This is a genomic window from Pseudomonas sp. TWI923, from assembly GCF_039673365.1.
Classification (GTDB): Bacteria; Pseudomonadota; Gammaproteobacteria; order Pseudomonadales; family Pseudomonadaceae; genus Aquipseudomonas; species Aquipseudomonas sichuanensis.
The window spans coordinates 143,492-167,707 of sequence record NZ_JBDJLM010000003.1 but is presented as its reverse complement, the minus strand read 5'-3'; the positions used below and the strand labels follow the sequence as shown (position 1 = coordinate 167,707).

Annotated in this window: 25 protein-coding genes and 1 tRNA gene; 14 read left to right on the top strand and 12 right to left on the bottom strand. The window is 66.1% G+C overall.

The window, feature by feature from the left end:
* Positions 1-13: 13 nt before the first annotated feature.
* From ABE459_RS02785 to nrdR, 3 genes are read right to left on the bottom strand one after another with little or no spacing between them, the layout of a single operon-like run.
* The gene (locus ABE459_RS02785; protein ID WP_110993350.1) at positions 14-679 is read right to left on the bottom strand and encodes a riboflavin synthase; all 666 of its coding nucleotides are present in this window, start codon (positions 677-679) and stop codon (positions 14-16) included.
* A gap of 42 nt (positions 680-721) precedes the next feature.
* Positions 722-1,852 carry a bifunctional diaminohydroxyphosphoribosylaminopyrimidine deaminase/5-amino-6-(5-phosphoribosylamino)uracil reductase RibD gene (ribD, locus tag ABE459_RS02780; protein WP_323830303.1) on the bottom strand — a complete coding sequence of 377 codons (1,131 nt, stop codon included), beginning with the start codon at positions 1,850-1,852 and terminating at the stop codon, positions 722-724.
* A 2-nt stretch (positions 1,853-1,854) separates the two neighbouring features.
* Positions 1,855-2,319 (bottom strand): transcriptional regulator NrdR, encoded by a 465-nt coding sequence (gene nrdR / locus ABE459_RS02775; protein ID WP_016393425.1) that lies wholly within the window; start codon positions 2,317-2,319, stop codon positions 1,855-1,857.
* A 96-nt stretch (positions 2,320-2,415) separates the two neighbouring features.
* On the opposite strand from nrdR, the gene ABE459_RS02770 reads away from it, so the two are divergent.
* The 3 genes from ABE459_RS02770 to trxA are packed head-to-tail and all read left to right on the top strand — an operon-like array spanning position 2,416 to position 4,429.
* Complete coding sequence (locus tag ABE459_RS02770; RefSeq protein WP_125462432.1) at positions 2,416-2,868, top strand: YbaY family lipoprotein; 453 nt, start codon at positions 2,416-2,418, stop codon at positions 2,866-2,868.
* Complete coding sequence (locus tag ABE459_RS02765) at positions 2,869-3,528, top strand: 50S ribosomal protein L11 methyltransferase (RefSeq protein ID WP_125462431.1); 660 nt, start codon at positions 2,869-2,871, stop codon at positions 3,526-3,528.
* A gap of 28 nt (positions 3,529-3,556) precedes the next feature.
* Complete coding sequence (gene trxA, locus ABE459_RS02760; protein WP_125462430.1) at positions 3,557-4,429, top strand: thioredoxin; 873 nt, start codon at positions 3,557-3,559, stop codon at positions 4,427-4,429.
* 124 nt (positions 4,430-4,553) lie between these two features.
* Here trxA and ABE459_RS02755 read toward each other — a convergent pair whose 3' ends face one another.
* The gene (locus ABE459_RS02755; RefSeq protein WP_125857272.1) at positions 4,554-4,898 is read right to left on the bottom strand and encodes a hypothetical protein; all 345 of its coding nucleotides are present in this window, start codon (positions 4,896-4,898) and stop codon (positions 4,554-4,556) included.
* A gap of 133 nt (positions 4,899-5,031) precedes the next feature.
* On the opposite strand from ABE459_RS02755, the gene ABE459_RS02750 reads away from it, so the two are divergent.
* The 5 genes from ABE459_RS02750 (at position 5,032) to ABE459_RS02730 (ending at position 9,032) form a co-directional block, all read left to right on the top strand.
* Positions 5,032-5,607 carry a DUF2796 domain-containing protein gene (locus ABE459_RS02750; RefSeq protein WP_323830302.1) on the top strand — a complete coding sequence of 192 codons (576 nt, stop codon included), beginning with the start codon at positions 5,032-5,034 and terminating at the stop codon, positions 5,605-5,607.
* The gene (locus ABE459_RS02745; RefSeq protein ID WP_323830301.1) at positions 5,608-6,318 is read left to right on the top strand and encodes an ABC transporter ATP-binding protein; all 711 of its coding nucleotides are present in this window, start codon (positions 5,608-5,610) and stop codon (positions 6,316-6,318) included. It abuts the gene before it with no gap.
* Complete coding sequence (locus ABE459_RS02740; RefSeq protein ID WP_258644336.1) at positions 6,318-7,583, top strand: ABC transporter permease; 1,266 nt, start codon at positions 6,318-6,320, stop codon at positions 7,581-7,583. The genes ABE459_RS02745 and ABE459_RS02740 overlap by 1 nt, the downstream gene beginning before the upstream one ends.
* Before the next feature lie 122 nt (positions 7,584-7,705).
* Positions 7,706-8,239, top strand: a complete 534-nt coding sequence (locus tag ABE459_RS02735; RefSeq protein WP_323830372.1) for a DUF3299 domain-containing protein — start codon at positions 7,706-7,708, stop codon at positions 8,237-8,239.
* Between the two features lie 109 nt (positions 8,240-8,348).
* On the top strand, positions 8,349-9,032 hold the full coding sequence (locus ABE459_RS02730) for an OmpW family outer membrane protein (RefSeq protein WP_125462425.1): 684 nt from the start codon (positions 8,349-8,351) through the stop codon (positions 9,030-9,032).
* On the opposite strand, the gene ABE459_RS02725 is transcribed toward ABE459_RS02730, so the two are convergent.
* Positions 9,020-10,264: an MFS transporter gene (locus ABE459_RS02725; protein ID WP_323830300.1), complete on the bottom strand. Its 1,245-nt coding sequence runs from the start codon at positions 10,262-10,264 to the stop codon at positions 9,020-9,022. The genes ABE459_RS02730 and ABE459_RS02725 overlap by 13 nt on opposite strands.
* A 100-nt stretch (positions 10,265-10,364) precedes the next feature.
* Here ABE459_RS02725 and ABE459_RS02720 point away from each other — a divergent pair, with 100 nt between their 5' ends.
* Entirely contained in the window at positions 10,365-10,805 is a 441-nt protein-coding gene (locus ABE459_RS02720; RefSeq protein WP_323830299.1) for a helix-turn-helix domain-containing protein, read from the top strand.
* Between the two features lie 251 nt (positions 10,806-11,056).
* On the opposite strand, the gene ABE459_RS02715 is transcribed toward ABE459_RS02720, so the two are convergent.
* Together ABE459_RS02715 and ABE459_RS02710 are read right to left on the bottom strand one after the other, a co-directional pair.
* Positions 11,057-11,989 carry an NAD-dependent epimerase/dehydratase family protein gene (locus tag ABE459_RS02715; protein ID WP_125462422.1) on the bottom strand — a complete coding sequence of 311 codons (933 nt, stop codon included), beginning with the start codon at positions 11,987-11,989 and terminating at the stop codon, positions 11,057-11,059.
* Positions 11,982-12,866, bottom strand: a complete 885-nt coding sequence (locus ABE459_RS02710) for a sugar nucleotide-binding protein (RefSeq protein ID WP_125857266.1) — start codon at positions 12,864-12,866, stop codon at positions 11,982-11,984. Before ABE459_RS02710 ends, ABE459_RS02715 begins: the two co-directional genes overlap by 8 nt.
* A gap of 270 nt (positions 12,867-13,136) precedes the next feature.
* Here ABE459_RS02710 and ABE459_RS02705 point away from each other — a divergent pair, with 270 nt between their 5' ends.
* The 3 genes from ABE459_RS02705 to ABE459_RS02695 are packed head-to-tail and all read left to right on the top strand — an operon-like array spanning position 13,137 to position 15,850.
* A complete protein-coding gene (locus ABE459_RS02705; RefSeq protein WP_323830298.1) occupies positions 13,137-14,177 on the top strand; it encodes a hypothetical protein in 1,041 nt (346 codons plus the stop codon).
* Between the two features lie 14 nt (positions 14,178-14,191).
* Positions 14,192-15,001, top strand: coding sequence for a TSUP family transporter (locus ABE459_RS02700; protein ID WP_323830297.1), 810 nt, complete (start codon positions 14,192-14,194; stop codon positions 14,999-15,001).
* A gap of 9 nt (positions 15,002-15,010) precedes the next feature.
* On the top strand, positions 15,011-15,850 hold the full coding sequence (locus tag ABE459_RS02695) for an alpha/beta hydrolase family protein (RefSeq protein ID WP_323830296.1): 840 nt from the start codon (positions 15,011-15,013) through the stop codon (positions 15,848-15,850).
* 139 nt (positions 15,851-15,989) lie between these two features.
* On the opposite strand, the gene ABE459_RS02690 is transcribed toward ABE459_RS02695, so the two are convergent.
* A complete protein-coding gene (locus ABE459_RS02690; RefSeq protein WP_110993334.1) occupies positions 15,990-16,793 on the bottom strand; it encodes a helix-turn-helix transcriptional regulator in 804 nt (267 codons plus the stop codon).
* Between the two features lie 179 nt (positions 16,794-16,972).
* Between ABE459_RS02690 and ABE459_RS02685 the strand changes: the two genes are divergently transcribed.
* Together ABE459_RS02685 and ABE459_RS02680 are read left to right on the top strand one after the other, a co-directional pair.
* On the top strand, positions 16,973-18,415 hold the full coding sequence (locus ABE459_RS02685; protein ID WP_125462417.1) for an alanine/glycine:cation symporter family protein: 1,443 nt from the start codon (positions 16,973-16,975) through the stop codon (positions 18,413-18,415).
* A 150-nt stretch (positions 18,416-18,565) separates the two neighbouring features.
* Positions 18,566-19,558 (top strand): asparaginase, encoded by a 993-nt coding sequence (locus ABE459_RS02680; RefSeq protein ID WP_258644294.1) that lies wholly within the window; start codon positions 18,566-18,568, stop codon positions 19,556-19,558.
* 121 nt (positions 19,559-19,679) lie between these two features.
* Here ABE459_RS02680 and ABE459_RS02675 read toward each other — a convergent pair.
* From ABE459_RS02675 to fdhE, 4 genes are all read right to left on the bottom strand, one after another.
* Positions 19,680-19,775 (bottom strand) — tRNA-Sec (locus ABE459_RS02675).
* A 9-nt stretch (positions 19,776-19,784) separates the two neighbouring features.
* Positions 19,785-21,707, bottom strand: a complete 1,923-nt coding sequence (gene selB / locus ABE459_RS02670; protein ID WP_323830371.1) for a selenocysteine-specific translation elongation factor — start codon at positions 21,705-21,707, stop codon at positions 19,785-19,787.
* Positions 21,704-23,131 carry an L-seryl-tRNA(Sec) selenium transferase gene (gene selA / locus ABE459_RS02665; protein WP_323830295.1) on the bottom strand — a complete coding sequence of 476 codons (1,428 nt, stop codon included), beginning with the start codon at positions 23,129-23,131 and terminating at the stop codon, positions 21,704-21,706. Before selA ends, selB begins: the two co-directional genes overlap by 4 nt.
* Positions 23,132-23,285: 154 nt before the next feature.
* Positions 23,286-24,212 carry a formate dehydrogenase accessory protein FdhE gene (gene fdhE, locus ABE459_RS02660; protein ID WP_323830294.1) on the bottom strand — a complete coding sequence of 309 codons (927 nt, stop codon included), beginning with the start codon at positions 24,210-24,212 and terminating at the stop codon, positions 23,286-23,288.
* Positions 24,213-24,216 lie beyond the last annotated feature (4 nt).

Below are 24,216 nucleotides of genomic sequence, written 5' to 3'. Positions count from 1 at the left end.
ACCCCCTTCTCAATCAGGATTTCAAGAAGCCGTTGGCGGCCAGGAAGCTTTCGGTAATGCCACTGCCCTTGCTCGGCTCGGCAGCCTTGTCGCCCAGCAGCAGACGCTCCAGGTAACGGGCCAGCAGGTCGACCTCAAGGTTCACCCGACGCCCTGCGCGGTAGTCGGCCATGATGGTTTCGGACAGGGTATGCGGGACGATGGTCAGCTCGAACTCGGCGCCATCGACTTCGTTGACCGTCAGGCTGGTGCCGTCGACGGTGATCGAGCCCTTGTGGGCGATGTACTTGGCCAGTTCCTTGGGTGCGCGCACGCGGAACTGGATGGCGCGGGCGTTATCGGCGCGCGAGACGATCTCGCCGACGCCGTCGACGTGGCCGCTGACCAGGTGACCACCCAGACGGGTGGTGGGCGTGAGGGCCTTTTCCAGGTTGACCCGGCTGCCGGTCTTCAGATCGACCATGGCGGTGCGCTTGAGGGTCTCGACGCTGACGTCGGCCCAGAAGCCGTCGCCGGGCAATTCGACGGCGGTCAGGCACACGCCGTTGACGGCGATGCTGTCGCCGAGCTTGACGTCGCCCAGGTCGAGCTTGCCGGTTTCTACATAAACGCGCACGTCACCGCCCTTGGGGGTCATGCTGCGGATGGTGCCGATGGATTCGATGATGCCGGTGAACATGCTGTTCTCCTCAAAGACAGGCTGCGCGGGGCAAGCCCGGCATTATACGCCGGGGGCCGGCAGGGGGATGGCAGTGACTCGCCAGTCATCGCCGACTGCGCGCATTTCGGTGATCTTCAGCCGCGGCGCCTCGCTCATCTGCGCCAGCGGCCAGTCCAGCAGCGGGCGGGCAGCGGAGCCGAGGAAGGTGCCGGCGACGAACAGCTGGAACTCGTCGATCAGGCCCTGGCGGGCGAAGGCACCGACCAGGCCGGCGCCAGCCTCCAGCAGGATTTCGTTGACGCCGCGCCCGGCAAGGGTACGCAGCAGCGCCGGCAGATCGACCTGGCCGGCGCTGCCAGGCAGGTTGATCAGTTCGTGGCCGGCGGCGGCATAGCGCGGATCTTCACCGGCGGCGGTGATCACCAGCGCCGGGCCGGCCTGGAAGAATGGCGCATTCAGTGGCAGGCGCAGGCGGCCGTCGATCAACACCCGCAGCGGCGGACGCGACAAGGCCAGGGCCGTGAGCTCGGCGTCCAGGCCCAACTGTTCAGCGCGTACGGTCATCCGCGCCTGGTCCTGCAGCACACTGGCGGCGCTGGTCAGCACCACGCTGGAACGGGCGCGCAGGCGCTGCACCGCCGAGCGGGCGGCAGGGCCGGTGATCCACTGGCTTTCGCCGCTGGCCATGGCGGTACGGCCGTCCAGGCTCATCGCCAGCTTGGCGCGAACGAACGGCAGGCCGTGCTCCATGCGTTTGAGGAAACCGGGGTTGAGGGCACGGGCTTCGGCTTCGAGCACGCCACTGGCCACTTCGATCCCGGCCTCCTGCAGGCGGCGCAGGCCATTGCCGGCCACTTGCGGGTTGGGGTCCTGCATGGCCGCCACCACCCGCGCCACGCCGGCCTTGACCAGCGCTTCGGCGCACGGCGGCGTGCGGCCATGGTGGCTGCAAGGCTCGAGGGTGACGTAGGCACAGGCGCCACGGGCACGCTCGCCGGCCTGGCGCAGGGCGTGGACTTCGGCATGGGGCTCGCCGGCGCGCACGTGCCAGCCTTCGCCGACCACCTCGCCATCGCGCACGATCACGCAGCCTACGCGTGGGTTGGGGTGGGTGGTGTAGAGGCCCTTGCGGGCCAGTTCCACGGCCCGGGCCATGTAGTGGGCGTCGAGAATGGCGGCTTGGCTGGTCATGCTTACTCTTTGGCTGGCTCGCGGGCCAGGCGGTCGATTTCTTCGCGGAACTCGTCGAGGTCCTGGAAACGCCGGTAGACCGAGGCAAAACGGATGTAGGCGACTTCGTCGAGCTTGCGCAGCTCGGCCATCACCAGTTCACCGACCACCAGTGACTTCACTTCCCGCTCGCCGGTGGCGCGCAGGCGGCTCTTGATATGCGCCAGCGCCGCTTCCAGGCGCTCGACGCTGACCGGCCGCTTCTCCAGCGCGCGCTGCATGCCGGCGCGCAGCTTGTCTTCATCGAAGGGCTGGCGCGTGCCGTCCTGCTTGATCAGCCGTGGCAGGACCAGCTCGGCGGTTTCGAAGGTGGTGAAACGCTCGCCGCAGGCGACGCATTCGCGACGGCGACGAACCTGTTCGCCCTCGGCGACCAGGCGCGAGTCGATGACCTTGGTGTCGTTGGCACCGCAAAACGGACAGTGCATGGTGGCAGGCAACAAAAAAAGGGAGGGCCATGGTAGCGCATTGCACTGGCAAGACAAGCTACCATCCATGCAATTCTGCCCGCCAAGGACTACACCATGCACTATCGAGCGCTCGTCGTGCTGTGCGCCGCCGCCCTGCTCGCCGCTTGCGGCAGCGACCGACCAAAGCCTGAACAGGCACCAAAGCCCGTGCCGGCCAAGGTGGCGAAGAAAGCCCAGCCACTCGGCCCGCTGCCGGCCTACCAGCGCGAGTTGAGCGGCACGCTGATGGAGATCCCCGCCGGCGCCGACGTCGAACTGGCACTGCTGGTCATCGACGATCGTGGCCGCCCGCAACAGTTGCTGGCCAGCAGCACCCTGACCGGTACCGGCCAGGCCCTGCCCTACCAACTGCGCTTCAACCCCGAGGCCTTCCCCGCCGGAGCCCGCGTAGAGCTGCGTGGCCGTGCCAGCCAGTCCGGCCAGCTGATCATGCACCTGCCACCGGTGCGCATCGCCCAGGCCGAAACCCAGGCCACTGGCCCGCTGCGTTTCGAAAAGGCCCCGTAAATGGCACCGCACGCCCTGCAACAGGCCCTGAGCGGCCTGATCGGCGAAGCGCGCCTGGTGGTCAGCGAGCTGCCCGGGTGCGCACTGAAGCTCTGGCTGATCGACGACCAGAACATGGACCGTGAATTCAGCAGCGAGGAAACCCGGCGCATCCTCGAAGAGCCGCCCTACTGGAGCTTCTGCTGGGCCAGCGGCCTGGCCATGGCGCGCTACCTGGCCGAGCGCCCGGAGTGGGTACGCGGCAAGCGCGTGCTGGACTTCGGCGCCGGCTCCGGGATTGCCGGTATCGCCGCGGCCCGGGCGGGCGCGCTCGAGGTGGTGGCCTGCGACCTCGACCCGCTGGCCCTCGACGCCTGCCACGCCAACGCCGCGCTCAATGGCGTGGCGCTGAACTACAGCAGCGACTTCTTCGCCGAGGCCGACCGCTTCGACCTGATCCTGGTCGCCGATGTGCTGTACGACCGCGCCAACCTGCCGTTGCTGGATGAATTTCTCAGCCGTGGCCGCCAGGCGCTGGTGGCGGATTCGCGCGTGCGCGACTTCAGCCACCCGCAATACCGCCCGCTGGGCGTGCTCGAGGCGCTGACCCTGCCGGACCTGGCCGAACCGCACGAATTCCGCCGGGTCAGCCTGTACCACGCCAGCCGCGAGCCTTTATAGTGGGGCATTCACGTTTGCGAGAGTCACGATGAGCCAGGAAACGCAGTACATCTTCGATGCCACCGATGCCACCTTCCAGCAACTGGTCATCGAGAACTCCTTCCACAAACCCGTCCTGGTCGACTTCTGGGCCGAGTGGTGCGCGCCGTGCAAGGCGCTGATGCCGCTGCTGGCGAAGATCACCGAGGGCTACCAGGGCGAGCTGCTGCTGGCCAAGATCAACTGCGACGTCGAGCAGCAGGTGGTGGCCCAGTTCGGCATCCGCAGCCTGCCGACCGTGGTGCTGTTCAAGGACGGCCAGCCGGTCGACGGTTTTGCCGGTGCCCAGCCCGAGTCGGCCATCCGCACCATGCTCGAGCCCCATGTGCAGATGCCCGCAGCGCCAACCGCCGCACCGCTGGAGCAGGCCAAGGCGCTGTTCGCCGAGAGCCGCTTCAGCGAGGCCGAAGCGCTGCTGCAGGTGCTGCTGGGTGAAGACAACAGCAACGCCGAAGCGCTGATTCTGTACGCCCGCTGCCTGGCCGAGCGCGGTGAGCTGGGCGAGGCGCAAGTGGTGCTGGACGCGGTGAAGACCGATGAGCACAAAGCAGCCCTGGCAGGCGCCAAGGCCCAGCTGACCTTCCTGCGCCAGGCCGCCAGCCTGCCGGAAGCCGCCGAGCTGAAAAGCCGCCTGGCGCAGAACCCGCAGGATGACGAGGCCAGCTACCAGCTGTGCATCCAGCAACTGGCGCGCCAGCAGTACGAAGCGGCGCTGGACGGGTTGCTCAAGCTGTTCCAGCGTAACCGTGGTTACGAGAACGGCTTGCCGCAGAAGGCGCTGCTGCAGGTGTTCGAGCTGCTGGGCAGCGATCATCCGCTGGTGGGGGTGTACCGCCGCAAACTGTCGGCGGCGATGTTCTGATCCAATAATTGGCGAGGGCTTCGCCCTCGTTCGCGGGTAAACCCGCTCCCACAGGATTCAAGAACAGCGCGATCCCTGTGGGAGCGGGTTTACCCGCGAAAATGCCAGCACAGAACCTGCTGGTTCACCCCACCCAGTGATACACCGGCGCATCCACGCCGCTTTCCACCTTCACCTCACTGCTGTGCCGCAAACGCACCAGCAGGCGCTTGCCCGCCGCCGTGCTGCCGGTGAGCCCTTCGAGGCGGTCAAGCAACTCGGGCCCGCTCATCTGCCCGGCCTGACGCAACACATCACGCGCGGCCATCCACTGCCCGTCATCCTGGCGCGGCACGGGGCTGGCACTCACCGGTGCGTTTTCGACCAGCGCAGGCTGCTCCAGCCGACGGCCCAACTGCGCCCACTCTTCCGGCGCCAGTTCAATGGTCAAGTCCACCGGCCATTCACCGATCTGTCCACGAATTCTCACGCTGCCTTCCTCGTACCAGGGCTGAATGCCGTCATGCTCCCACGAACATGAAACCTGTGCCAGGCAGGCTGGCGAGGCGCAGAAAAATTGTTATAACATTACCAAATCATTCCAAGCCTCCCTGGAGCCGTTCATGCGTCGTCTGCTGCTCGCCCTGCCCTTTGCCCTGCTGCCCCTGGCCGTGGCCCATGCCCACGACGAGCATGATCATGATCACGGTACCCTCGCCGCCCACGAGCATGGCGTGGCCAAGCTCAACGTGGTGCTCGACGGCAACACCCTGGAGCTGGAACTGGACAGCCCGGCCATGAACCTGGTTGGCTTCGAGCACGCCGCCAGCACCGATGCCGACAAGGCCAAGGTCGCCGCCGCGCGCCAGCAGCTGGAGCAACCGCTGAAGCTGTTCGGCCTGGCCCAGGCCGCCGGCTGCAAGGATGAAGCGCAAGAGCTGCAAAGCCCGCTGTTCGGCGACGCCGCCCATGCCGACGACGATGACGACGCGCACGGCCACCAGCACGGCCACCAGCACGCCGATGTGAACGCCCACTACCAGTTCACCTGCGCCACCCCGACCAAGCTCGCCCAGCTCGACCTTGGCCCGCTGTTCAAGACCTTCCCGCAAACCCAGAAGATCAACGTGCAACTGATCGGCCCCAACGGCCAGAAAGGTGTCGAGGCCACCGCGGCCAAGGCCGTGGTCGCGTTCTGAATGAGCCAGGCGCTGATCGAACTGCATGACCTGGTGTTCGCCTGGCCCGGCCAGGCGCCGCTGCTGGATATCCGCGAGTTCCGCCTGCAAGCCGGCGAGGCGCTGTTCCTCAAGGGCCCCAGCGGCAGCGGCAAGACCACCCTGCTCGGCCTGCTGGGCGGGGTGAACCGCCCGGGCCAGGGGCGTATCCAGCTGCTGGGCCAGGACCTTGCCAGCCTGAGCCAGGGCGCCCGCGACCGTTTTCGGGTCGACCACACCGGCTACATCTTCCAGCAGTTCAACCTGCTGCCGTTCCTGTCGGTACGCGAGAACGTCGAGCTGCCCTGCCGCTTCTCGAAGTCCCGTGCCGAACGCGCCAGCCAGCGCCATGGCAGCGTCGACCAGGCCGCCGCGCACCTGCTGGCGCACCTGGGTTTGCATGACCCCGGCCTGCTCGCCCGCCGTGCCGGCAGCCTGTCGATCGGCCAGCAGCAACGCGTCGCCGCCGCCCGGGCGCTGATCGGCCAGCCCGAACTGGTGATCGCCGACGAACCCACCTCGGCGCTCGATGCCGACACCCGTGAAGCCTTCATCCGCCTGCTGTTCGACGAATGCCGCGCGGCCGGCTCCAGCCTGCTGTTCGTCAGCCATGACCAGAGCCTGGCGCCGCTGTTCGACCGTCACCTGTCCCTGGCCGAACTCAACCGCGCCGCCACGCCCCGGGAGGCCTGATGTACCTGCTCCGCCTTGCCCTGGCCAGCCTGGCCAACCGCCGTTTCACCGCCCTGCTCACCGCCTTCGCCATCGCCCTGTCGGTGTGCCTGCTGCTGGCCGTCGAGCGGGTGCGCACCGAAGCCCGCGCCAGCTTCGCCAGCACCATCAGCGGTACCGACCTGATCGTCGGCGCCCGTTCGGGCTCGGTGAACCTGCTGCTGTATTCGGTGTTCCGCATCGGCAATGCCACCAACAACATTCGCTGGGACAGCTACCAGCAGTACGCCAAGGACCCACGGGTCAAGTGGGCCATCCCCATTTCCCTGGGTGACTCGCATCGCGGCTACCGGGTGATGGGCACCACCGGCGACTACTTCGCGCACTATCAGTACGGCCGCCGCCAGCACCTCGAGCTGAGCCAGGGCCGGCCCTTCGCCGACGACCCCTTCGAAGTGGTGCTGGGGGCCGAAGTGGCCGACGCGCTGCATTACAAGCTCGGCGACAAACTGGTGCTGGCCCACGGTGTAGCCGCCATCAGCCTGGTCAAGCACGACGACAAGCCATTCACCGTGGTCGGCGTGCTCAAGCGTACCGGCACCCCGGTGGACCGCACCCTGCACATCAGCCTGGCGGGCATGGAGGCGATTCACATCGACTGGCACAACGGCGTGCCGGCGCGTGGTGCCGGGCGCATCAGCGCCGAGCAGGCCCGCGGCATGGACCTGCAACCAGCGGCGATCACCGCGTTCATGCTCGGCTTGAACAACAAGATCGCCACCTTCAGCCTGCAACGCGAGATCAACGAGTACCGCAACGAGCCGCTGCTGGCGATCCTGCCCGGCGTGGCGCTGCAAGAGCTGTGGAGCCTGATGGGCACGGCCGAGCAGGCGCTGTTCGTGGTGTCGCTGTTCGTGGTGCTGACCGGGCTGATCGGCATGCTCACGGCGATCCTCACCAGCCTCAACGAACGCCGCCGGGAGATGGCCATCCTGCGTTCGGTGGGGGCCCGGCCGTGGCACATCGCCGGGTTGCTGGTACTCGAAGCACTGGCCCTGGCCGTGGCCGGGATCGCCGCCGGGCTGGGCTTGCTGTATGCCGGGATCGCCCTCGCCCAGGGCTATGTACAGGCCAACTACGGGCTGTACCTGCCGCTGGATTGGCCGAGTGCGCATGAGTGGACGTTGCTGGGGATCATCCTCGGCGCGGCGCTGCTGATGGGCAGCGTGCCGGCCTGGCGCGCCTATCGGCAGTCGCTGGCCGATGGGCTGTCGATTCATCTTTGAGAATGACCATGCGCCTTTCAGCCGAGACCTTCGTTGCATTCAATCGCCGGCAAGCCGGCTCCCACATGAACAGTGCGAGCTTCAGGGCCAACGCGATACCTGTGGGAGCCGGCTTGCCGGCGATGCAGGCAGCGCAGCCGGGCCTGCTCGCCGCACTGGCCCTGGCGCTGCTGTTCATCTTGTCTCCTGCCTGGGCCAGTGAGCCCCGCGAACTGGACTGGCCCGCACTGATCCCCGAGGGCGCCCCGATCATCCCGCCGCAACTGGCCCCGCTACACGACCTGTCGCAGATCGGCAGTGCGCTTTCCGAATCTGCCCCAGCCGCGCGCCAGCAAGCACCCGACGCGCCGGTGGTCAAGGCACTCGATGGCCAGCAGGTGAAGCTGCCCGGCTACATCGTGCCGCTGGAGGTCAGCGAAGAGGGCCGCACCACCGAGTTCCTGCTGGTGCCCTACTACGGCGCCTGCATCCATGTGCCGCCACCGCCGTCGAACCAGATCGTGCATATCTTCAGCGAGATGGGCGTGCGCGTCGAAGACCTCTACCAGCCGTACTGGATCGAGGGGACGATGCAGGTCAAGGCCAGCAGCAGCGAACTGGCCGATGCCGGTTACCAGATGGAAGCGGAGAAAATCTACGCCTATGAGCTGAAGTGAGCACTGACAGGGGCTCATGACACGGCTTCGTTGAGCTGGGTCAAACTTTCTGTTTAGTCAGCTTCGTACCATTGGACTACTCGATTACTCACGTCCTTTGGGAGCTTCCATGAACAAGTCCTTGCTCAGTGCCTCGCTCGTCGCGTTGGCGCTCGCAGCCCCTGTTGCCCACGCCCACCAGGCAGGTGATTTCATCATCCGTTCCGGCGCCATCACCACCGCGCCGAACGAGAACAGCGGCGACATCAAACTCGATGGCGCCAAGGTGTCGGGCACCAAGGCGACCCTGGACAGCGACACCCAACTGGGCCTGGCATTCGCCTACATGCTGACCGACCACATCGGCCTGGAGCTGCTGGCCGCCACCCCGTTCAAGCACACCGTCGGCGTGAAGGGCCTGGGTGCCGGCCTGGACGGCAAGCTGGCCGACATCAAGCAACTGCCACCGACCCTGTCGCTGCAGTACTACCCGATGGACGCCAGCTCCAAGTTCCAGCCATACGCCGGCGTGGGCCTGAACTACACCCTGTTCTTCGATGAAGACCTGAGCAGCAACCGCAAGGCGCAAGGCTTCAGCAACATGAAGCTGAAGGACTCGGTCGGACTCGCCGGCCAGCTGGGCATGGACTACATGCTTACCGAAAACCTGCTGTTCAACGCCGCGGTCTGGTACGTCGACATCGACACCAAGGCCACCATCGACGGCCCGAGCGCCCTGGGCGTGGGCAAGACCAAGGTCGACGTGGACGTCGACCCGTGGGTCTACATGGTGGGCCTGGGCTACAAGTTCTGATCCAGTACCGCCCGACAAGCCCGCTCGCCCGAGCGGGCTTTTTCATTCTGGCCCAGCCGCCACAGGTACACCCAGTACCCCAGAGCCAGGCCACTGATGCCGGCCCCCAACCCGCACACCGCGGCCCAGCCCCATTGCCCGTAGACCCAGGTCGCGGCCACCGCACCCAGCCCGCTGCCCAACGAGTAGCAGCACATGTAGGCACCGATCAGTCGGCTGGCCATGTCGCCACGCCCGGCCAGCAGCAGGCTCTGGTTGGTCACGTGCACCGCCTGCACGGCGAAGTCCAGCAGCAGCACGCCCAGCAGCAGCGCCAGCAACGAGTGCTCGAGCAGGGCAATCGGCAACCATGACAGCACCAGCAACCCCAACGCCAGGCCGGTGGTCTTCTGCCCTTGCCCACGATCGGCCAGGCGCCCGGCCCGTGCGGCCGCCAGGGCACCGGCAACCCCCGCCAGGCCGAACAGGCCGACCTGGGTATGGTCCAGCGCCAGCGGCGCGGCGCTCAGGGGCAGCACCATGGCACTCCACAGCACACTGAAGGCGGCAAAGATCAGCAGGGCGAAGGTGCCCCGCTGGCGCAACAGCGGGTCGTGGCGGTACAGCGCGAACACCGACCCCAGCAGGGCCAGATACCCCTGTCGCACGCCGCGCGGTGGTGCCTCGGGCAAACGCCAGGCGAGCAACAGCGCCATCAGCAGGGCAAGGCCCGCAGCCACGCAATAAACCGTACGCCAACCCGCCAGATCGGCCACCAACCCCGAGGCCAGGCGTGCCAGCAGGATGCCCAGCACCACACCGCTGGTGACCGTACCCAGCGCTTGCCCCTGTTGCGCGGGGGTGGCCAGTGTGGCGGCATGGGCCACCATCACCTGCACCACCACCGCCATCAGCCCGACCATGCCCATGGCCGCCAGCAGCATTGCCCAGTCAAGGCTCGACGCCACCGCCAGCAGGGCAACAGCCGCCAGCACCAGTTGCGTGAGGATCAGCCGCTTGCGAGCGAACAGGTCGCCCAGCGGCACGATCAGCAACAACCCTGCGGCATACCCAGCCTGGGTCGCACCGACCACCAGGCCGACCTGCGCCTGGGCGATACCCAGGCTGCCGGCCATGGACTCCAGCAGCGGCTGGGACAGATACACGGTAGCCACCGCAAGGCCGCAGGCGAGCGCCAGCAGCTGCGTCAGACCACGGGTCAATGGCGGCGGTACAGATGAGGCAGATGGCATTGCACAGTCCTCGACAGATTCCGGTTTCGTTTTGAAACCACAACTGGATTTCTAGCAAATGTGGTTTTAATCTGCAACCAACATTGATCAGGAATGGCCCATGCTCGACGACAACAACCAGCAATGCCCCGTGGCCCGCGCACTGGAAGTGCTCGGCGATCGCTGGGCGCTGATGATCCTGCGCGATGCCTTCGATGGCCTGCGCCGCTTCAGCGAATGGCAGAAGAACCTGGGGCTGGCGAAGAACATCCTCGCCACGCGCCTGAAGCTGCTGGTCGAGGCCGGCCTGCTGGTGCAACAACCCGCCTCCGATGGCAGTGCCTACAAGGAGTACGTGCTGACCGAGCAGGGGCGCGCGGTGTTCCCGATCGTGATCGGCTTGCGCCAGTGGGGGGAGCGGTATCTGTTCACGGAAGGGGAGTCACGCTCGCAGCTGGTCGATGAGCGCGGCCAGGGGCTTCAGACGCTGCAGGTGCGGGCTGAGGATGGGCGAGTGGTGGAACCGGAGCGGTGCCAGCGGCAGTTGGTTCGGCATGGGTGATGGCCTGTGAGGCGATCCCCACGCAATGGACTTGAACGTCCGCTCTAGGAGCAACTGTCTTGTACTGCCTGCGTTTAACTCATCGCAGGCTGCACCCTCACAGTTACAACGCTTGCCGTCAAAGCGGCGCGTGTCCTGTGGGAGCGGGTTTACCCGCGAACACCGGCAGAGCCGGTGCCATCCACCGCGCCGCCTGCTTCGCGGGTAAACCCGCTCCCACAAGAATTACGCTGCCCCTGTGGCCGCCGGCCTCAGGCCTTGCCGAGCAACCGTGCCACGCCTTCGACGAAGGGCGTTGGCTCGGGGAAGTCGAAGCGCGCCAGCAGCCGCGCATTGTCCGCCCGCGAATGGCGGATATCCCCGGAACGCGCCGGGCCGTGGCTGATCGGCGGCAGGCTGCCGATCACCTGTTCCAGGGCCTTGAGCAACTGGTTCAGCGAAGTCGCCTGATTCAGGCCGATGTTCACCGCGCCCTCTTCCACCGTCGGCTGCTCCAGCGCCTGGACCATCACCTGGACCAGGTCGCCGACATACAGGAAATCACGGGTCTGTTCACCATCGCCGAACACCATGATGGGTTTGCCGCTGGTGGCACGCTCGCAGAAGATGCTGATCACCCCGGAATACGGCGAAGACGGGTCCTGGCGCGGGCCAAAGATATTGAAGAAGCGGAATACCACCGGCTCCAGGCCGTGCTGGCGACGGTAGAAATCCAGGTATTGCTCGCTGGCCAGCTTGTCCACCGCGTACGGGGTCAGCGGTGCCTTGGGCGTGTCCTCGGCGATGGACTGGCCTTCGCCATTGTTGCCGTACACCGCCGCGCTGGAGGCGAACAGCACCCGGCGCACGCCATGCTGGCGCATCGCTTCACAGACGTTGAGCGTGCCGATGAAATTGCTCTGGTGGGTTTTTACCGGGTCCTCGACCGACGCCTGCACCGAGGCCACCGCGGCCAGGTGCACCACGGCCCGGCAACCGGCGGCCGCACGCGCGACCAGCGCCGCATCGGCGACATCGCCCTCTATCAGTTGCAACTGCGGGTGGCCGAGTTGCAGGTTGCTGCGCTTGCCGGTGGACAGGTCATCGAGAATGCGTACCGCGTAGCCTTTTTCCAGCAGCGCATCGCACAGGTGGGAGCCAATGAAGCCGGCACCGCCGGTGATCAGGATGGGGGCATCAGCCATGTCGGTAGAAACGGTCCAGTAGGGGCGGCAAGCCGGCACGCCAGGCGCGCGGCTTGATGCCGAAAGTGTGAAGGATCTTCTTGCAGGCCAGCACCGCATGCTGCGGCTCTTCACTGGCATCCGGGCGCGCGGCATGGGCCTGGGCGGTCGGTTGCTGCACGGCCAGCTTGTGCCACTGCGCGGCTTCGCCGAGGATCGCCTGGCCCAGCGCCAGCGGCGTGGTGGCCTCGTTGCCAGCGTAGTGGTAGGTGCCCCACAGCGGCGCCTTGCAGTCGAGCTGCTTGAGCACCGAGAGGATGACCCGCGCGGCGTCATCCACCGGCGTCGGGTTGCCGCGCCGGTCATCGGCCAGCAGCAGCTCCTGGGGTTGTTCGGCACGGGTCAGGAAACGCCCGAGCGCACCGTCGCGGCTTTCGTCGAGCAGCCAGCCGAAGCGCAGCAGCACATGCTGCGGGCAGGTGGCGCGCACGCTCTGCTCGATGCGCCACAGGGCCTGGCCGCGCAAGCCGAGCGGTACCGGTTCGTCCTTCTCGCTGTAGGCCGTGGCGCGCGAGCCATCGAACACCCGGTAGCTGGAAGGCTGCACCAGGATCATTTCGTGGTGCTGGCACAGTTCGGCGAGCCGCTCCACCGCACGCTCCTGCTGGGCCAGGCGCTGTTCGCTGACCGACTCGGCCTGGAACCAGTCGAAGTAATAGGCAAGGTTGACCACCGCGTCGGGGCGGTGCTCGTCGAGCAACAGGGTCAGGCTGGCCGGGGCCCAGCCGGTTTCCGGGGGGCGCGGTGCCAGGAAGGCGATGTCTTCCTCGGCGCCAAGACGAATCAATGCTTGCCCGAGGGCATTGCCTCCACCCAACAGCATCAGGCGCATACGCATAGGGTCAACAGGTCCGCTCAGGTCGATGGAGGAAAGGGGCATTTTGCGGTTTCCGTGGGGCGAAGTCCAACCTGGGCCTGTCATACATGCGTTTTCCCTGCCTTGCTCAGCCCTACTGCCTTTACAAACCCAGGAAACGACTGACAAGCGAACGGGAGCAGTCCGGCTTTTGAAAGGTGGGGTAAGTAGATCCAATAGCCGCCGTGCCTTATCGCCGGTATCGACGGGCAAAATTTTCCAGCACACCCTCAACAACATGGAACGTAGCTCATGAAAGACTTGGAAGTCGCCTACCTGCAATTCAACCCGGCTCAGGCGTTGGCATTGACCGGTTTCAGCCAGGAACTCGCAAACTCAGGGGGGCCGCAGGCCTGCGGCGTAGCCCAGAAGGCCAATCAATATGCCGAAGCGCTGAGGGCAACCCTTACGCCTGACCAGCGAACTACCCTTCAGCGCTTTACCGAAGGCCACCTGTCGGCACTCCTGTTCTCACAGATGCATAGCCCTGACGATCCGCTGCCCGAATACCTGCCTTGTCAAAGTGAGCTGGAGCAGGATCAGGGCACTCTGTACCTCGCCTCGCGCAACCAATTGCTGCTGGCGCTTGCACGCTATCGTGCATTCGCCTTCGATATCGACAACGATGGCAAGCATGTGCGTCTAGTTGCCAACTTCAAAGGTGGCGGAACTACGCAACGTCCCGACGAGGACAGACGAAGGCCCGTCGAACTCAGCTCGCATTCTGGCCTACGGCTGGGTGCGCACACCGAAGCGCCCTATAACTGTTCGGTGATAGCCCACGACGGGCACTCTCCCGCGCCATCAGCGCTGATTCTCGCTGCACGGTGGAACCCTGCGCAGGAACCGACCCACATCATCCCCATGGCCGGCATTATCGAAAGACTAGGAGGGCTGCATGCCTTGGCCTTGACCTCCTGCTCCTTCGATTTCACCCGTAGCGAATGCTTCGTCAGTGGCCAAGGGCAGGCTGGCAAAGCCGTCCCCATCCTGCAATTCGATGCCAACGGCGGCTTCAGCCTGCGCTACAACGCCTACCGCTTTTCACTCAACGATCACGCCAGCCAAGCCGCCGAGCGAGCGCTCGATGCCTTCCAGGCATTGCTCATGCAAGCGCAGCCCCTCCCCTTTGTACTGCAAGCCGACAAGGCGCTGCTGATCAACAACTGTCGAGCCTTGCATGGCCGAGACACCGTCATGGACAACCGCCGCCTGCTGGTACGCCTGTTCGGCTACTCCCCTTTCGCGCGCCCGTTGATCATCAGCGACGACCCGTTGCTGGTACGCGGCTGAGCTGGAGCTTCCCCATGCTGGAAAATTTCACGCAAGCGATAAATATCGAAATGCTGCTTCTGCTGGCCGCTGTCGCATTGCTGGCTGGTTTTTTCGACGCGATTGCCGGTGGTGGTGGCCTGTTGACCTTACCTGTGCTGTTCATCACCGGTATCGACCCCCTGGCGGCCATCGCAACCAATAAGTTCCAAGCCACTTCGGCGACCGTTTCTGCGACCGTAGCCTTTGCCCGCAAAGGCATGATCGACTGGCACGGCGGCCTGCCCATGGCGCTTATGGCATTCATTGGCGGCGCCCTGGGCGCGCTATCAATCAGCTTGATTCCCCATGACCTGCTGCAGGCCTGCGTGCCTGTTCTGCTGATTTTGGTCGCTGCCTGGTTTGCCTTCAGCCCCAAACCGCGAGAGCAGGAGCGCAAGGCAAAAGTGTCGCTACGCCTGTTCTGCCTGGGCGTGGCGCCGTTGATTGGCTTCTATGACGGCGTATTCGGCCCTGGGGTTGGTTCGTTTTTCATGCTTGCTTGTGTGCTCCTGCTCGGGCAGCACTTGATGCGCGCGGTGTGCACCAGCAAACTGCTGAACGCTGCGTGTAATCTGGGTGCGTTATCAGTGTTCGCTCTTGGCGGCGCGATCATCTGGCCACTGGCACTGACGATGGCTGGTGCAGCCTTTACCGGCGCACAACTAGGCGCCCGCTGCGCCGTGCGTTTTGGGCCCCGGCTGATCAGGCCGCTGCTGGTCAGCGTCTGCTGCATCATGGCGCTCAAACTGCTGGCCAGTGCTGATAACCCGCTCGGCGAATGGGTAAGCAGTCAGTTTTCATAGGAGCAAGAGATGGACCTCGGGGTGACCTCCGCGCAACGCGCTCTCTGGCAGTACAACGAACCCGCCCCCGGCGCCGAGCGCTTCATTGACGAAGCCTTCGACGGTTATCGCCAGCAGGCCCGCCTGCTGTTGCCGGACTGCGAACGGGCGCCACCGGTGTTCGTGGTCGGCGGCGCCCGTTCGGACTTCACCCGGCTCAACCCGCTGCTGTACCGCCTGCAGCAGCAAGGCATCGGCTCGCTGACCGGCAACCTGTCCGGCCACAGCCTGGCCAGCGAACCGGGGGCAAAGGATGCCTCGCTGGCCAGCAACCTGCAGGAAGCCTTGCGCTTCCACCAGCATCTGGACAGCCGTAGCGACACCCTGATCGGCCACAGCCTGGGCGGCGCCATCGCCCTCAAGCTGGCGGCGCAGCGCCCGAATGTGCGCAAGCTGGTGCTGATCTGCCCGGCGGTGTATCCCGACGCCGCCCACAGCGCGCCCTTCGGCCCGGCGTTCACGGCGGCGATCCGCAAGCCTTTCGCGTTTCTCGACTGCGACAGCTATGCCTTTCTGCGCCAGTTCCAGGGCCGCGTGCTGCTGGTGATCGGCGAATACGACGGGCTCAACTCGCGGGTGCACGGCCAGGGGGCCGGGACGTCGGCGGGGGTCCGGCGAATGGCGGGTGTCGAGCGCTACAGCCCGATCCCCGAGGAAGTTACCCACAGCCTGCTGCGCTCTGTGCCGGCGCCGCATGTGGAGTGCCTGATGCTCACCGACTGCGACCATGGCATTGCCGCCCACCTGCGTGACCGGCCGGAGGTGGCGGATCAGGTGGCGCAGGCGGTGGCGGCGTTCATCCTGGGCTGAGTCCGCCTGACGCCTGTGGCCCTGTGGGAGCGGGTTTACCCGCGAAGATGACACCTCGGTGCCTGGCACGGGCTATGCCCGTGTTCGCGGGTGAATCGCAGCGGCGAACCGCCGCTCCCACAAGATCGCGCTGAGCCTATCACTCGATCTCGAACAGGCCGTTGCTGATCGAACCCGCGCTCAGGCGGTCGCGGATATCGTCGTCGATGCGCGGGTCATCCGGGCGATAAAGGCGCACCTGACGGAAGGCGTTGATCCGGTTGATCTCCTCGCCCAGGTACTCCCAGACCACGCGGGTGCACGCCGGGTTACGCCGGTCGCCGCTGGACACGCCGGTTTTCAGGCCATTGAGGCGTGTGATGCGGCTCTTGAAGCTGGGGATGAGGATGGTCTGGCTCATCTCGTTCAAGGTCAGCGACTCGTAGTCCACCAGGAACAGGCGATCCTGCAACTGGAACGCCGCCCCCAGGTAGCGGCAGCGCACCTCGGCGTGGGGGTCGGTGGCGCTGCTGCGCTCCTGGCGCTCCTGGCGCTCGAACAGGTAGCGCTCACGTTCTTCGCGCAGGTGCACCAGCGACACCAGGATCAAGCCTGGCACCGACATGCAGTTGGAGTATTCGAAGTAGTAACCGCAGTAGCGCGACAGGTTGACGACATGGTCGTTGAGCGGCTTGAACAGCTCACTGATCGGGTTGTTCTGCTGCGCGGCCGGGTTGCGCGCGCCGATCAGGCGGGCGAACTGTTCGGGCGGCAAACCCAGCTCGTAATCCTCGACGCCGAAGAAGTCACCAATCCGTTTGAGGTTGTACGGCGTCGGCCGGCTTTGCCCGCTCAGGTACTTGTTGAACTGCCCGCGGTTGATCGACAGCTGCCGGCAAACCTCCGAGATAGAGCGGTAGTGGCTACAGGCCAATTTAAGGTTGTCAGCGAAGTGATCGCCCATGATGCCGGGGTCCAGATGATGCGAGTGATGCAATTCTAGCATCAAGTCGCACCAAAACAGAGCAACCCGCGAAATTGTAACCGCAGTTGTCATGACCCACCCTGCGCCCCAATCAATCGCGGTGCGCCTGCCGTCCGCAGATTTTCCACACGAACAATAAGAATCGAGGTCATTTCAAAATGCTCGAAGCACTCAACGATTTCCTTTCGGGGAAGCTCCTCATCGTGCTGATCGTCGGTCTCGGCAGCTACTTCACCATCCGCTCGCGGTTCGTGCAGTTCCGCCACTTCGGCCACATGTTCAGTGTGTTCAAGGAATCCCTGCGTGGCCAGGCAGGCCAGCTGAGCTCGTTCCAGGCCCTGATGCTGAGCCTGGCCGGCCGCGTCGGTGCCGGTAACATCGCCGGTGTCGGTATCGCCGTGACCCTCGGCGGCCCAGGCGCCGTGTTCTGGATGTGGGTCACCGCACTGGTGGGCATGTCCAGCAGCTTCTTCGAATGCACCCTGGCCCAGGTCTACAAGCGCGCCGACGGCGACGGCCTGTACCGCGGCGGCCCGGCGTACTACATCCAGCACGGCCTGAAGCTCAAGAGCATGGCGATCGTGTTCTCGATCCTGCTGCTGGTCACCTACGGCTTCGCCTTCATCGGCCTGCAGTCGTACACCGTGACCCACTCGCTGCAGAACGCCTTTGCCTTCGACCCTCGTCAGACCGGTATCGTCCTGGCCGTGCTGCTGGCCATCACCTTCATCGGTGGCATCAAGCGCATCGCCGCGGTGTCCGACCTGCTGGTACCGATCAAGACCCTGGCCTACATCGGCGTGACCCTGTACGTGATCGGCACCCAGATCGAACACGTACCGGCCATGCTGGAAACCATCTTCAAGAGCGCCTTCGGCCTTGACCCTGCGTTCGCCGGCCTGCTCGGCAGCGCCATCGTCATGGGCGTGAAGCGTGGCGTGTTCGCCAACGAAGCGGGCCTGGGCAGTGCGCCGAACGTCGCCGCCGTGGCCGCGGTGAAACACCCTGGCGCCCAGGGCGTGGTCCAGGCCTTCAGCGTGTTCCTCGACACCTTCGTGATCTGCACCTGCACCGCGCTGCTGATCCTGCTGTCGGGCTTCTACACCCCTGGCTTCGAAGGTGACGGCATCGTCCTGACCCAGAACTCGCTGGCCGCCGTGGTGGGTGACTGGGGCCGCATCTTCGTCAGCGTCGCACTGTCGCTGTTCGTGTTCACCTGCATCCTCTACAACTACTACCTGGGCGAGAACAGCCTGCAGTTCCTAACCCGCAACCGCGTTGTGCTGATGACCTTCCGCGGCCTGGTGCTGGCACTGGTGGTCTGGGGTTCGATGCAGGACCTGTCGACCGTGTTCGCCTTCGCCGACATCACCATGACCTGCCTGGCGTTCGTCAACCTGGTGGCCCTGGCCCTGCTGTTCAAGGTCGGCCTGCGGGTGATGCGCGACTACGACGAGCAGCGCAAGGCTGGCATCAAGCAGCCGGTGTTCGACTCGAGCAAGTTCACCGATCTGGACCTGGACCGTGCCGCCTGGCCGGCCAATCCGCAGGCTGAAACAGCCGCTGACAATCGCGCTGCCCAAGCGCAAACCCAGCGCTGATATTCTCCCCTGCCCCAGCCGCCCCGTCCGTGGGCGGCTGACTCTTTCTTCGTCTTCAGGCCCCCTCGCCGGCAAGCCGGCTCCCACTGGGGATCGCGCTGCCCCGGGCATACGCCGCGACAGGGCCTGACATCGCTACGGAATGCTCCAATGCGTGCAGTCAAGAATCTCCTCGTCCTCTACACCGGTGGCACCATCGGCATGTTGCAGTCCGCCGAAGGCCTGGCGCCAGCCGGCGGCTTCGACGCACGCATGCGCGAGCACTTTGCCGCTTGCGCCGATGCCCCCCAGTTACCCTGGACCCTGCGTGAACTGAACCCGCTGATCGACAGCGCCAACATGCAGCAGGCCAACTGGCTGGCAATGCGCGACGCCATCGTCGAGGCGGTCGAGCAGCAGGGCCACGACGGCGTGCTGGTACTGCACGGCACCGATACCCTGGCCTACAGCGCCGCGGCCCTGTCGTTCCTGCTGCTGGGCCTGCCGGTGCCGGTGCTGCTGACCGGCTCGATGCTGCCGGCCGGCGCGCCGGACAGCGATGCCTGGGCCAACCTGATCGGCGCCCTGCGCCTGTTCGAAAGCGGCCTGGAAGACGGCGTGCAGCTGTATTTCCACGGCCAGCTGCTGCACGGCTGCCGTGCGTCGAAGCTGCGCAGCGAGGCGTTCGACGCCTTCACTGCCCTGCCCCGCCACCGTGAGGGCCCGCGCGCTCCGGAACTACCGACTCGCCTGGACTACCGCCAGAAGCGCCAGCCGGTCAAGCTGGCGGTGATGCCGGTGTTCCCGGGCCTTGCCGCCGAGCACTTGCGCGGCCTGTTCGACAGTGGCGTGCAGGGGCTGGTGCTGGAGTGCTATGGCAGCGGCACCGGGCCGTCCGACGACCAGGCGCTGCTCGACGTGCTGCATGACGCCCGCCAGGGCGGCGTGATGATCGTCGCCATCAGCCAGTGCCCGGAAGGTTCGGTGGTGTTCGATACCTACGCCGCCGGTAGCCGCCTGCGCGATACCGGGCTGGTGAGTGGCGGTGGCATGACCCGTGAGGCGGCCCTGGGCAAGTTGTTTGCGCTGCTGGGGGCGGGGCTGGATGCCGATGCGGCTGAGCACTGGTTTGCGCTGGACCTGTGCGGGGAGCGCGCCAACTGAATGCTGGGGGCGCTTTGCGCCCCTTTCGCGACACAAGGCCGCTCCTACAGGGGAATTGCGTTTCCCTGTAGGAGCGGCCTTGTGTCGCGAAAGGGCTGCAAAGCAGCCCCAACAGAATGAATGGCGGAAGGCAGCGGGAGTCGAACCTGCCCGGGAACGGATGCCGTCCCCAACCGGGTTTGAAGCCCGGCCGCGCCACCGGGCGCGATTGCCTTCCTTGGATCGTTCAGTGCTCGGCCTGCTGCTGGGCCAGGGCACTGTCGGTACGAATGTGACGCTGGTCGCCGACCCTGCGGGTCAGGCCGATGCGATCGAAGTATTCGAGTATCTGCACACTGCGCTTGCGACCGATGCCCAAGCTGTCGCGAAACGCGGCGACCTGTACTATCGGCGATCCCGCCGCCAGCTGCAACAGCAGCTCTGCCATGCGCCTTAGCGTGTCCTGCGGGTAGAACAGGTCACGCACCACCTGGTGCACCACGCCCAGCCTTGCCAACTTGCGCAGCAACAGCCGCACTTCGGCCTCTTCGCGTTGCAGTTCCCCGGCCAGGGTCCTGACCCAGGGTGGATCGTAGTCGCCCGCCAGCAGGCGCGGTTGCAAACGCGCCCACAAGGCCGCATCGGCCTCGCTCAATTGAACCTTGTGATCCGGCAAGTGCAGCCAGGGCCCACTGCTGCCGATCGCGCCGTCACCGAGCAGCTCATCCAGCAAACTGACGAACGCAGGGCGCTCCAGCGGCAAGGCGCAGAAGCGGCGGAGCCGGTCACGGTCGGGGCCGAGCTGGTCGGGCTCCTGCTCGTGGAACTGCGCCAGGCGCGCCAGCAGCTGTTGCTTGAGTGCCTGCCATTGCTCACGGGCAAACAACAGCTGGCCCTGGCGCGTGGCGATCACCACCACGTGGTCTGGCAGCTGCCAGGTTTCACGCCGGCGGTTGAACTGGCGCTCCAGCCGCTGCGGGTCGAGCCCTGCGGGGGCGGTTTCGAGCAGCGCAGGCAAGGCCTGCTCCAGCTCGATGGCATCACGCAGCACCTGCAACTGGCGCAAACGCACCTCACTGCGGCGTTGCCGGCTCGGGGCGAATGGGTCGAGCACCCGGCCGCCACCCAGCGTGCGTTGGGCGCGCTGGTCGCGCAGCACCAGGCGATCGCCGTGCACCGCCTGCAAGGGTGCATTGAGCAGCAACTGGGCGAACATGCGCTCGCCGGCGCCCAGCTTTTCACCTTCCAGCAGCGCCACCCGGGCCGTCACGTCCTGGGTGCCGAGGTGCACGTGCACCGCACTGAAATGTTCGAAGGTGCGGGTTTCCGAGGCCAGCAAGGTCAGTTCGATATCGACCCGCACACTGGGCGCATGCAGCCAATCGGGCAGCAACCAATCGCCACGATGCACCTGCTCGATCGCCAGGCGTTCGCCAGTGATGTTCAGCGCTACCCGCTGCCCGGCTTCGGCTATCAGCGCAGCCTGGTTCTGTGCGTGCAATCCGCGCACCCGCACCGGTTTGCCGGCCTTGCCAAGCAGCAGTGTGTCACCGGCGCTGACCTGCCCGGCCAACGCCGTGCCCGTGACCACGATGCCCGCGCCGGACACGGCAAAGACGCGGTCCACGGCCAGCCGAAAGCCCCCGCGCGCACTGCGCCGATGAACCTGTCGTTCAGCGACGAGCAATGCCTCGCGCAACGCCTCGACCCCTTCGCCGCTCAAGCTCGAAACCGGGAACTGCAACGCCCCCGCGTAGGGCCCGGGCGCCAGCAGTTCGGCAACCTGCGCCTGCACCTCGAGCAGCCGCGCAGGCTCGACCCGGTCGCACTTGCTGATCGCCACCAACGCCTGGGGAATGCCCAGCAACTCGATGATCGCCAGGTGCTCGCGGGTCTGCGGCATGACGCCGTCGTCGGCGGCCACCACCAGCAGCACCAGGTCGATGCCGTGGGCGCCGGCCAGCATGTTGTGGATAAAGCGCTCATGCCCGGGCACATCGATGAAGCCGGTCAGCGGCGCACCCTCGGCCAGCGCCGCGTAGCGGTAGCCGAGGTCGATGGTCATGCCCCGCGCTCGCTCCTCCTGGCGGGTGTCGCCGGCCTGGCCGGTCAGGGCTTGCAGCAGCGCGGTCTTGCCATGGTCGATATGCCCGGCGGTGCCGACGATCACTGTACCGGCCCCAGTTGCAGCGCCGGCAGTTGCGCCAGCCACTGGGCCTCGTCGTCGAGCTGGCGCAGGTCGAGCCACAGGGCATCGTCGTCGATGCGGCCGAGCACCGGCACCGGCAAATCGCGCAGGGCCCGCTCCAGCACGTGCAGGCTGCGGCCCCGCAGCTTCTTCGACACCTGCGGGCGCAGGCACAGGGCGGCACTGGGCAGGCGCGCCACGGGCTGGCTGCCGCTGCCGATCATGCCCAGTGCCGGCTCCACGGTAACGGCCCATTGTTCACCCAGGTTGGCCCGGAGGTCAGGGGCCAGGCGCAATGCCTGGGCCTGGATTTCAGCCTGGCTGCGGGTCAGCAGGCGCAAGCTGGGCAGGCGTTCGGCCAGGCGGTCGGGGTTGCGGTACAGCGCCAGCACCGCTTCCAGCGCGGCGAGGGTGATCTTGTCCACACGCAGGGCGCGCTTGAGCGGGTTTTTCTTGATCTTCGCGATCAGGTCCTTGCGCCCGACGATGATCCCGGCCTGTGGGCCACCGAGCAGCTTGTCGCCGCTGAAGGTGACGATATCGGCGCCGTCGGCCAGGGCCTGGCGCACCGTCGGTTCGGCCGGCAGGCCCCAGCGGGTGAGGTCGAGCAGGCTGCCGCTGCCCAGGTCTTCGAGCAACGGCAACTGGTGTTGGTGGGCAATGCGTGCCAGCTCGGCGGTAGGCACCTGGGTGGTGAAACCCTGAATGCTGTAGTTGCTGCAGTGCACGCGCATCAGCAGCCCGGTGCGCGGGTTGATCGCGCCTTCGTAGTCGCGGGCATGGGTGCGGTTGGTGGTGCCGATCTCGTGCAGCTTCACACCGGCGCGGGCCATGATGTCGGGGATGCGGAAGGCGCCGCCGATCTCGATCAGCTCGCCGCGGGAAATGATGCCTTCCTTGCGCGCGCCCAGGCTGTTGAGCGCCAACAGCACGGCGGCGGCGTTGTTGTTGACCACGGTGACGGCTTCAGCGCCGGTCAGCTCGCGGATCAGGCCTTCGATCAGGTCGTCGCGGTCGCCGCGCTTGCCGGTGGCCAGGTCGAATTCCAGGTTGAGCGGGTAACGGGCGGCAGTCTGCATCGCCTCGATGGCTTCTTCGGGCAGCAATGCCCGGCCCAGGTTGGTGTGCAGAACCGTGCCGGTGAGGTTGAACACCCGGCGGACCTGGCTGCGTTGCTGGATGGCCAGGCGTTCGCCGGCGCGGCCCAGGAGGACTTCGGCGGTCAGTTCGGTGGCATTCAGTTGGCCGAGACGAGCTGGCTCGCGCAGGTCGTCGAGCAGTTGGCGCAGGGTGGCCAGCGTGGTGTCGCGGCCGTGGCGGTCGATCAGCGGGGCGCAGGCTGGGTGGCGCAGCAGGGTGTCGATGGAGGGCAGGCGTGGGGTGGAGCTGGCGAGGGTTGAAGACATTCAGGTACTACCTTGAACTGATCCGTTGTCCTTTCTGGCCCATTCGCGGGTAAACCCGCTCCCACAGGTACGGCACCGGCCATGATGCCAGCGCAACTCCTGTGGGAGCGGGTTTACCCGCGAAAAGGGCGGCTCGGTACTGCAGTGTAGACACTCACTCCCCACCCGGCGCCAACAGCAGGTTCGGCGCTAGCCGATGGAACCCTTCCTCGTCCAGGCGAATATCCAGCGCCAGGCTCGCCAGGTCGTCGGCCAGCGCTTCGGCGGCGGCGTCGTTCTCCAGGTAACACTGCTTGAGGTAGCTCTCGCACCCCGGGCAGCACTCGGCGCGCAGCGGCGCCTTGCCTGCGGCGTAGCGGTCATCTTCGAAGTGGCTGTAGCGCAAGTCCTTGCTCGACTCGCAATACACGCATTTGACCCGCACCACATGCCATTCGCAGGCACACAGCGAGCAGGCCAGGTAGCGCAGGCCGTTGTGCTTGCCGCGGTTACGCACCACCCCGGCCATGGCTGGCGAACCGCAAGCCGGGCATTGCGCCAGGCTGCCAGCGGGCTTGAGCTCGGGTTCGGGCAGCGCCAGCAACCAGCTCGACCAGGCCGCCTGCAACGCGGCGCCGATGAAGGGCACCAGCGCCGCCGGCAGCCCATCGTACTGGCCACCCAGCAAGGCGATGCCCCAGCCTTTGCGCTGGCTGTCGTCCGCGTCGCGCAGGGTTTGCAGCGCATCGGCCAAGGGGCCCTCGGCGTCGACCTTGAAGTGCTCGAGCAGCGCCTGCAACCACGGCAACCACTGCCCTTCGCGCACCAGGCTGTCCGCCGCCAGCGGCGGCAATCCATGGCTTATGCACAGGCGCTGACGCTCTGCCGCCACCGGCAAGGCGCCGGGCGGGTTATCCACAAGCAGCTGCTGGATCCGACAAAGCTGCGCAACCCATTGCAGGTACTCACCCAGGGCGTTGCCCTCGGCCAGGTACTGCAACCGCGCGGCCCGCAGTTCGAACAGGTTGGCGGGGGGCAGGTGCAGAAACGGCGGCATCACTGCCGACGCTTCGATCTGCCCGGGTTCGAGAATCGTGCTCAAACGG

Bases quoted from the DNA above. Each gene is read 5' to 3' on its own strand.
- ABE459_RS02740 (WP_258644336.1), top strand. From the start codon at position 6,318: ATGTACCTGCTCCGCCTTGCCCTGGCCAGCCTGGCCAACCGCCGTTTC.
- ABE459_RS02725 (WP_323830300.1), bottom strand. From the start codon at position 10,264: ATGCCATCTGCCTCATCTGTACCGCCGCCATTGACCCGTGGTCTGACG.
- ABE459_RS02710 (WP_125857266.1), bottom strand. From the start codon at position 12,866: ATGCGTATGCGCCTGATGCTGTTGGGTGGAGGCAATGCCCTCGGGCAA.
- ABE459_RS02695 (WP_323830296.1), top strand. From the start codon at position 15,011: ATGGACCTCGGGGTGACCTCCGCGCAACGCGCTCTCTGGCAGTACAAC.
- trxA (WP_125462430.1), top strand. From the start codon at position 3,557: ATGAGCCAGGAAACGCAGTACATCTTCGATGCCACCGATGCCACCTTC.
- ABE459_RS02770 (WP_125462432.1), top strand. From the start codon at position 2,416: ATGCACTATCGAGCGCTCGTCGTGCTGTGCGCCGCCGCCCTGCTCGCC.
- ABE459_RS02680 (WP_258644294.1), top strand. From the start codon at position 18,566: ATGCGTGCAGTCAAGAATCTCCTCGTCCTCTACACCGGTGGCACCATC.
- ABE459_RS02745 (WP_323830301.1), top strand. From the start codon at position 5,608: ATGAGCCAGGCGCTGATCGAACTGCATGACCTGGTGTTCGCCTGGCCC.
- ABE459_RS02785 (WP_110993350.1), bottom strand. From the start codon at position 679: ATGTTCACCGGCATCATCGAATCCATCGGCACCATCCGCAGCATGACC.
- ABE459_RS02685 (WP_125462417.1), top strand. From the start codon at position 16,973: ATGCTCGAAGCACTCAACGATTTCCTTTCGGGGAAGCTCCTCATCGTG.
- ABE459_RS02750 (WP_323830302.1), top strand. From the start codon at position 5,032: ATGCGTCGTCTGCTGCTCGCCCTGCCCTTTGCCCTGCTGCCCCTGGCC.
- ribD (WP_323830303.1), bottom strand. From the start codon at position 1,852: ATGACCAGCCAAGCCGCCATTCTCGACGCCCACTACATGGCCCGGGCC.
- ABE459_RS02705 (WP_323830298.1), top strand. From the start codon at position 13,137: ATGAAAGACTTGGAAGTCGCCTACCTGCAATTCAACCCGGCTCAGGCG.
- ABE459_RS02730 (WP_125462425.1), top strand. From the start codon at position 8,349: ATGAACAAGTCCTTGCTCAGTGCCTCGCTCGTCGCGTTGGCGCTCGCA.
- selA (WP_323830295.1), bottom strand. From the start codon at position 23,131: ATGTCTTCAACCCTCGCCAGCTCCACCCCACGCCTGCCCTCCATCGAC.
- ABE459_RS02720 (WP_323830299.1), top strand. From the start codon at position 10,365: ATGCTCGACGACAACAACCAGCAATGCCCCGTGGCCCGCGCACTGGAA.
- ABE459_RS02765 (WP_125462431.1), top strand. From the start codon at position 2,869: ATGGCACCGCACGCCCTGCAACAGGCCCTGAGCGGCCTGATCGGCGAA.
- ABE459_RS02700 (WP_323830297.1), top strand. From the start codon at position 14,192: ATGCTGGAAAATTTCACGCAAGCGATAAATATCGAAATGCTGCTTCTG.
- ABE459_RS02735 (WP_323830372.1), top strand. From the start codon at position 7,706: ATGCAGGCAGCGCAGCCGGGCCTGCTCGCCGCACTGGCCCTGGCGCTG.
- ABE459_RS02715 (WP_125462422.1), bottom strand. From the start codon at position 11,989: ATGGCTGATGCCCCCATCCTGATCACCGGCGGTGCCGGCTTCATTGGC.
- nrdR (WP_016393425.1), bottom strand. From the start codon at position 2,319: ATGCACTGTCCGTTTTGCGGTGCCAACGACACCAAGGTCATCGACTCG.
- ABE459_RS02690 (WP_110993334.1), bottom strand. From the start codon at position 16,793: ATGGGCGATCACTTCGCTGACAACCTTAAATTGGCCTGTAGCCACTAC.